The sequence below is a fragment of the Angustibacter speluncae genome (assembly GCF_054777815.1).
Genome location: NZ_BAAHAF010000081.1, coordinates 94,861 through 100,359, shown reverse-complemented (window position 1 = coordinate 100,359; position 5,499 = coordinate 94,861). Strand labels below are relative to the sequence as shown.

Below are 5,499 nucleotides of genomic sequence, written 5' to 3'. Positions count from 1 at the left end.
GGCGGCGGCCGCGTGGTGGGCCAGGTGCGCCGGGACGGGCGCGCCCGCCGCCTCGAGCGCGGCCAGCACCCGCGCGTGCAGGTCGCGGCGGCGTGCCTGGGGCAGCTCGGACCACAGCGCGAGCCGTGCCAGCTCGTGCCGGAACGCCAGCGACCCGTCGCGCTCGACGAGCACCCCGGCCGCGACGCACCGCTCGACGACGTCGTCCCCGTGGCCCGCGACCGCGCGCACCAGCGCGGCGTCGGAGCGTCCCGGGACGACGGCGACGACGTCGAGCACCTCGCGCGCGTCCGCCCCCAGCCGGGCGGTCCGGCCGAGCACCGCGAGGCGCACCGTCGCGGGGACGTCGGCGTCCGGCGCGGCCAGCGCCTCGGTCACGTAGAACGGGTTGCCGCCCGTGCGCTCGTGCAGGCGGACCGGGTCGACCGCGCCGGCGGCGAGCTCGCGGACGCCGTCCGGCGTGAGCGCGGGCAGCCCGAGCCACAGCGTCGACCCCGAGGTGACCAGCTCGGCCACCACCGCGTGCAGCGGGTGGGCGGTGCCGACCTCGGCGTCGCGGTAGGTCAGCACGAGCAGCAGCGGCAGCCGCGCCGCCCGGCGGCCGAGCACACCCAGGACGCCCGCGGACGCCGCATCGGCCCAGTGCGCGTCCTCGACGACGAGAACGGTCGGCGGGCCGTCGCGCAGGGCGGCCAGCAGGCGCCCCGCGAGGGCGTCCCGGTCCGTGGCCGTCGCGAGCCGCAGGCGCGCCGCCACCTCCTCGAGCGGACCCAGCGCGCCCGGCGCGGTGAGGGGGTCGCAGTGGCCCACGAGCACGCGCACCCCGTCCGGCGGGTCGTCGCCGAGGGACCGCACCAGCCGGTCGACGAGGGCCGTCTTGCCGATGCCCGGCTCGCCGGTGACGAGCGCGACGCCACCGCGGCCCGCGCGGGCACGCGCCACCGCGGCGTCCAGCTGCGCCAGCTGCGCGTCGCGCTCGACCAGGCCGGTGGGTGCCTGCACGCGCTCGTCCTACCACGGACGCGGGCACCGGCACCCGCGCCGGGTTGAGCCCGGCGGTCGCGCCCGCTGAGTAGCGGGGCCCATGCCCGGCCGTCGGCCCCGCAGCGAGGCTCGGGGCATGACGCAGCGGGTGGTGACCGGGCCCGGCACGCAGCGGTGCGCGGGGGTGGAGGGGACCTCCGCGAGCCGCTCGGGACGCACGGGGGGCGTCCTGCCGCGTGCCGGGCTCGCGCTCGCCGGCTGCGTCGCGGCGACGGGTCTCGTCCTGGGGGTGGCGGGGCCGAGGGTGGGCGGGCAGGCGCAGGGGGAGGTGCTCGTCTGGGTGCTGTGCCTGCCCGCCCTCGTCGTCGTGCCGGGGGTGCTGCTCCGCGGACGCGTCGGCTGGCCGGTGCTGCTGAACGCCGCGCTCGCGATGGGCGCCGCGGTGTGGCTGCTGGTGCCGGGCGCCGTGGCCGGAGCCCACCCGACGAGCACCCGTCTCGCGCAGGACGTCTCGGCGCTCGCCGTCCCGGACGGCCAGCAGGTCGTCGAGCGGCGCGAGCTGGCGGGGGAGGCGGCGCAGGAGGCCGGCGGGGACCTCGCGGTGCTGCTCCGCTCGGCGCCGTCCGCGGGGGCCGGTCGCAGTGGGGCGACGGCGCCGGCGACCGGCGCGGGGCGGGGTGCGGCGGCCGCGTGGGGCGAGGCGCTGGAGGCCGCGGGCTTCGCGCCCACGGCGTCCGGCGGGTTCGAAAGGGGTCGGTGGACGACGGCCCGGGTGCTGCCGCAGGGCGACGGCGCGCTCGTCCTCGTGGTCGCGCGGGGCTGACCGGACGGTTCGGGCAGGCGGTCGGACGGGCGGTCGGACGGGGTGCCGCGACACGCGGCGTGTCGGTCCGACCGGGTCGAACACGTGTTCGGTATCGTCGTCCACAGGTCGGCAGCCGCCAGGCCGGTGTCCACAGATCCGCGGGCGCCGGGGACGGATGTCGGAGGTCGCTCCTAGCGTCCTCCTCGACACAGACGACACACCCCGGCCGCCCGGCCGGCGACCACGAAGGTGGAGAACCGATGCCCGCTCCCGTTGACCGCGACAAGGCCCTCGACACCGCGCTCTCCCAGATCGACCGCCAGTTCGGCAAGGGCTCGGTGATGCGCCTGGGCGACGAGGTGCGCGCACCGATCGCCACCATCCCGACCGGCGCCATCGCGCTCGACGTCGCGCTCGGCATCGGCGGCCTGCCGCGCGGCCGCGTCGTCGAGATCTACGGCCCGGAGTCCAGCGGTAAGACCACCGTCGCGCTGCACGCCGTCGCCAACGCGCAGAAGGCCGGCGGCATCGCCGCCTTCATCGACGCCGAGCACGCCCTCGACCCCGAGTACGCCAAGCGGCTGGGCGTCGACACCGACGCGCTGCTGGTGTCGCAGCCCGACACCGGTGAGCAGGCGCTCGAGATCGCCGACATGCTCATCCGCTCCGGCGCCCTCGACATCATCGTCATCGACTCGGTGGCGGCGCTGGTGCCCCGCGCCGAGATCGAGGGCGAGATGGGCGACAGCCACGTCGGTCTGCAGGCCCGCCTGATGAGCCAGGCGCTGCGCAAGATCACCGGTGCGCTCAGCAACTCGGGCACCACCGCGATCTTCATCAACCAGCTGCGCGAGAAGATCGGCGTGATGTTCGGCTCGCCCGAGACCACCACGGGCGGCAAGGCGCTGAAGTTCTACGCCTCGGTCCGCCTCGACGTGCGCCGTATCGAGACCCTAAAGGACGGCACCGAGCCCGTCGGCAACCGCACCCGCGTCAAGGTCGTGAAGAACAAGGTCAGCCCGCCGTTCAAGCAGGCCGAGTTCGACATCCTCTACGGCCAGGGCATCTCCCGCGAGGGTGGTCTGATCGACATGGGCGTCGAGCACGGCTTCGTCCGCAAGTCCGGCGCCTGGTACACCTACGACGGCGACCAGCTCGGCCAGGGCAAGGAGAACGCTCGCGCCTTCATGCGCGACAACCCCGACCTCGCCGACGAGCTGGAGAAGAAGATCAAGGAGAAGCTCGGCGTCGGCCCGGTGCTCGACGCGCCGGCCGTCGAGGCCCCGGTCGTGTTCTGACCGGCCTGCCCCAGCCCGCCCGCCCGGCCTGCCTGGTCATCTCGCCATGACGCGCACGCGTGCCCGACGCGGGGCGGGGGACGACCGCGCCCCCCGCCCCGACGTCGCGGCCGACCGGGACGCCGACCCCGCGTCGGTCGCCCGGCGGATCGTGCTCGACCAGCTCGCCGTCCGGGCCCGCAGCCGGGCCGAGCTGGCCACCACGCTGGCGCGCCGCGGCGTGCCCGATGAGGTCGCCACGTCCGTGCTCGACCGGATGGAGCAGGTCGACCTCGTCGACGACGAGGCGTTCGCCCACGAGTGGGTCCGGTCGAGGCAGCGCAGCAAGGGCCTGTCGGGTCGCGCCCTGCGGCTCGAGCTGCACCGCAAGGGCATCGACACCGAGACGGCGGCCGTGGCGCTCGCCGGTCTCGACCCCGACGACGAGCGCGCCGCGGCCCGCGAGCTCGTCGAGCGCAAGGCCCGGGCGACCCGCGGCCTCGACCAGCAGGTGCGGGTGCGCCGGCTCGCCGGGATGCTCGCCCGCAAGGGCTACGGCTCCGACGTCGCGCTCGGCGTCGTCCGCGAGGTGCTGGGCGCCGAGGACGACCTGAGCGGGGACGACGACCACCCCGAGGCCGCCAGCGGCGACGTCCGCGGCGCCGACCACCTCGACAGCGCCTGACGCCGTCCACAACCCTGTCCACCGCTGTGGATGAACAGCGTTTGGTGTTGTTTGGTACAGCCAGGCGGTAGGGTCGCCCTATGACGACACCGTCCGTCGACCGGCTCCCGCCGCTCGACCTCTTCTTCGCGAGCGGGCTTGGTCCTCGACTGCGCTCGGCTCCCGTCGACGCGGCGTCGTGCCTCGATGCCGCCCTCGCCGAGCAGGGCCCCGAGCGGCTGCCGGCGCTGGTGGCCGCGCTGCGCGGGCTGCGCGACCGGGTGGGCGACGAGGCCGGTGCGCAGCGGGCGCTCGGCCCCTGGCTCGACGACGTCGGTGTTCCCGACGGACCGACCTGGTCCGGCTACCTCGACGTGCTCGTCGAGCGCGCGACGCAGGTGCTCGCCGACCCCGCGCTCGTGCCCGCCGGTCTCACCGAGCCGTTCGCCGTCACCGACCCCGGCCTGCCACGGGTCTCGTCGTTCCCGTCGGTCGAGGTCGCGAACGCCGTCGCCACCGCCCTCGTGCGCTCCGGCGGCGACGACCTCGACCAGTGGGACGCCGATCAGGGCGGCCTGCCCCGGCGGCACCTGCACGCCGACGTGGCGTCGTCCCTCGGCGGGGTGGGCGTGGTGGTCGTCCCCGACGACCCGCGCGGCAGCGTGCTGCGGCCGGCGTCGAGCCGCACCGCCACCACCGCCGCGTCCCTGGTGCTGGCGCGGGAACCGCTGAGCGGCAACCTGTTCGTGCTCGGCTGCTACCCCGACGTCCGGCTCGACCACGAGGTGCGGGCGCGCTACCCGGCGCTGTGCGACGTGGTCGGCGGCTGGTTCGGCCAGGACCACGAGCCCGCCCTCGCTGCGATGCACGAGGTGGGTGCGGCGCTGCACGAGCCGGCTCGGTCCCGGGTGCGCGCCGAGCTGACGGCCCTGCTGCGCGACGAGCCCACCGACGACGGCGTCCGTGCGGTGCTCGAGCACTGCGGCAGCCACCTGCTGCCGCGCTTCGCGCGGCACTGGGTCGACCGGTTCGCCTGGCGACTGGGCGCGTTCGCGCCCTGACTCAGACGGCGCGTCCGGTGTCGTGCGCGCCGGCGGCGGTGACGAGCGCTGCGGTGTCGATGTGCTCGGCGGAGGTCTTGCGCGACAGCCAGCGCTCGACCCAGGTGGCGAGCTTGCTCAGCAGCCAGTTCGCCAGCACGAACAGCACCCCGATGACGAAGTACGTCTGGATCGGGTTGTCGAGGTTCTGGTAGATGACCTTGCCCTGGTTGAGCGCCTCGATGAACCCGCCCAGCGCGACCGCGGCCAGGGTGGTGTCCTTGAGCACCACGACCATCTGGCTGATGATCGCCGGCAGCATCACCCGGAACGCCTGCGGCAGCTGGATCGAGAACGTGGTCTGCAACGGCGTCAGCCCGATCGCCAGGCCGGCCTCGCGCTGGCCCCGCGGCAGCGAGTTCACACCTGCGCGCAGTATCTCGGCGAAGATCACCGAGTTGTACGCGGTCAGGCCGATGACCAGGTACCAGATGATCGGCAGCCGGATACCGAGCTCGGGGAAGGCGTTGGCGGCGAAGAAGATCGACAGCACGACCGGTAGGCCGCGGAAGAGCTCGATGAACCCGATGATGGGGAGCGCGGTCAACCGGGGCAGCGAGAGGCGCAGCACGCCGAGCACCACGCCGAGCGCGAGCGAGAACACGATGGCCAGCGCGGCACCCTTGAGGGTGTTGGTGAAGCCCTGTCGCAGCAGTTCCCAGACGAGCG

Annotated in this window: 6 protein-coding genes; 4 read left to right on the top strand and 2 right to left on the bottom strand. The window is 75.1% G+C overall.

Going from position 1 to position 5,499, the window contains the following annotated elements:
- The coding region (locus tag ACYVKY_RS09885; protein ID WP_460434804.1) for an AAA family ATPase at nt 1–1,002 on the bottom strand (1,002 nt) is incomplete at its 3' end.
- Nucleotides 1,003–1,120: 118 nt separating this feature from the next.
- Between ACYVKY_RS09885 and ACYVKY_RS09880 the strand changes: the two genes are divergently transcribed.
- The 4 genes from ACYVKY_RS09880 (at nt 1,121) to ACYVKY_RS09865 (ending at nt 4,791) form a co-directional block, all read left to right on the top strand.
- Nucleotides 1,121–1,807, top strand: a complete 687-nt coding sequence (locus ACYVKY_RS09880) for a hypothetical protein (protein ID WP_460434803.1) — start codon at nt 1,121–1,123, stop codon at nt 1,805–1,807.
- Nucleotides 1,808–2,049: 242 nt separating this feature from the next.
- Nucleotides 2,050–3,087, top strand: a complete 1,038-nt coding sequence (gene recA, locus ACYVKY_RS09875; protein WP_460434802.1) for a recombinase RecA — start codon at nt 2,050–2,052, stop codon at nt 3,085–3,087.
- Nucleotides 3,088–3,133: 46 nt separating this feature from the next.
- Nucleotides 3,134–3,751, top strand: coding sequence for a regulatory protein RecX (locus ACYVKY_RS09870; RefSeq protein ID WP_460434801.1), 618 nt, complete (start codon nt 3,134–3,136; stop codon nt 3,749–3,751).
- Nucleotides 3,752–3,831: 80 nt separating this feature from the next.
- A complete protein-coding gene (locus tag ACYVKY_RS09865) occupies nt 3,832–4,791 on the top strand; it encodes a hypothetical protein (RefSeq protein WP_460434800.1) in 960 nt (319 codons plus the stop codon).
- Between the two features lies 1 nt (nt 4,792).
- Here ACYVKY_RS09865 and ACYVKY_RS09860 read toward each other — a convergent pair.
- A partial coding sequence (locus tag ACYVKY_RS09860; protein ID WP_460434799.1) for an amino acid ABC transporter permease occupies nt 4,793–5,499 on the bottom strand: 707 nt, incomplete at its 5' end.